The sequence below is a fragment of the Burkholderia sp. E168m23 genome (assembly GCF_016586125.1).
In the GTDB taxonomy this organism is placed as follows: Bacteria; Pseudomonadota; Gammaproteobacteria; order Burkholderiales; family Burkholderiaceae; genus Burkholderia; species Burkholderia orbicola.
This window is the reverse complement of sequence record NZ_BCPP01001379.1, coordinates 1-1296: the sequence shown is the minus strand read 5'-3', so window position 1 is coordinate 1296 and position 1296 is coordinate 1. Positions and strand designations below refer to the sequence as shown.

General features: G+C 68.2%; 2 protein-coding genes. Both read left to right on the top strand.

Features of this window, described 5'->3' with window-relative positions:
- Window positions 1-885 (top strand): efflux RND transporter permease subunit (locus tag JMF90_RS37465; RefSeq protein ID WP_201326379.1); only part of this gene is annotated, 885 nt, incomplete at its 5' end.
- Window positions 882-1296, top strand: a 415-nt coding sequence (locus tag JMF90_RS37460; RefSeq protein ID WP_201326378.1) for a TolC family protein, incomplete at its 3' end; no start/stop codon positions are given. The genes JMF90_RS37465 and JMF90_RS37460, both read left to right, overlap by 4 nt.

Below are 1296 nucleotides of genomic sequence, written 5' to 3'. Positions count from 1 at the left end.
AACGACTTCAACGTGTTCGGCCGCGTGTATCGCGTGATGGCGCAGGCGGATGCCGGCCACCGGCAGACGGCCGCCGACATCGCGAACCTGCGCACGCGCAACGCGAAGGGCGAGATGGTGCCGATCGGCTCGATGGTGACGGTCGGGCCCGCGTACGGCCCCGATCCGGTCGTGCGCTACAACGGCTATCCGGCCGCCGACCTGATCGGCGACGCCGATCCGAAGGCGATGTCGTCGTCGCAGGCGATCGCGAAGCTGCAGCAGATCGCGAAGGACGTGCTGCCGCCGGGCATCACGCTCGAATGGACCGATCTCAGCTATCAGCAGGTCACGCAGAGCAACGCGGCGATCGTCGTGTTTCCGCTCGCGGTGATGCTGGTGTTCCTGGTGCTCGCGTCGCTGTACGAGAGCTGGACGCTGCCGCTCGCGGTGATCCTGATCGTGCCCGTGTGCATGTGCGCGGCGCTGTTCGGCGTGTGGCTGTCCGGCGGCGACAACAACGTGTTCGTGCAGGTCGGTCTCGTCGTGCTGATGGGGCTCGCATGCAAGAACGCGATCCTGATCGTCGAATTCGCGCGGGAGCTCGAGATCCAGGGCAAGGGCGTGGTCGAAGCGGCGCTCGAAGCGTGCAAGCTGCGGCTGCGTCCGATCGTGATGACGTCGGTCGCGTTCATCGCGGGCTCGGTGCCGCTGCTGATCGGCAGCGGCGCGGGCAGCGAGGTGCGGGCGGCCACCGGCGTCACCGTGTTCGCGGGGATGCTGGGCGTCACGCTGTTCGGGCTGTTCCTGACGCCCGTGTTCTATGTGGCGATCCGCAAGCTTGCGGGCGGCACGCCGGCCGTCTGGAGCGAACAGCACGGCACCCTCGAAGGAGAAAACCGATGAGCGCCGCTTTCCGTCTTTCCGCGCTCGCGATGTCGGTGACGCTCGCCGCATGCGCGGTGGGCCCCGATTTCAAACGGCCCGATACCGCCACGGCCGCCCGGTTCGCGCGCGATGTTCGTCCGGCCACGCAGCGTGACGCGGCGCCGGCCGATACACGAACCGACACGTCGCCCGACGCCGATGCCGCCTTCTGGCGCGGGTTCGGCGATCCGACGCTGACACGGTTGATCGATGCGGCGCTCGCCGCGAACCAGGACTTGCAGGTCGCCGTATCGCGCTACGACGCGTCGAATGCGCTGCTGTCGCAGGCCACGTTCGACCGCTATCCGACGATCACCGCGAGCGGCCAGATCGGCCATCAGCTGATGAGCAAGGACCAGGCGTTCGGCGCGCCGCGCAGCCAGCGCGATA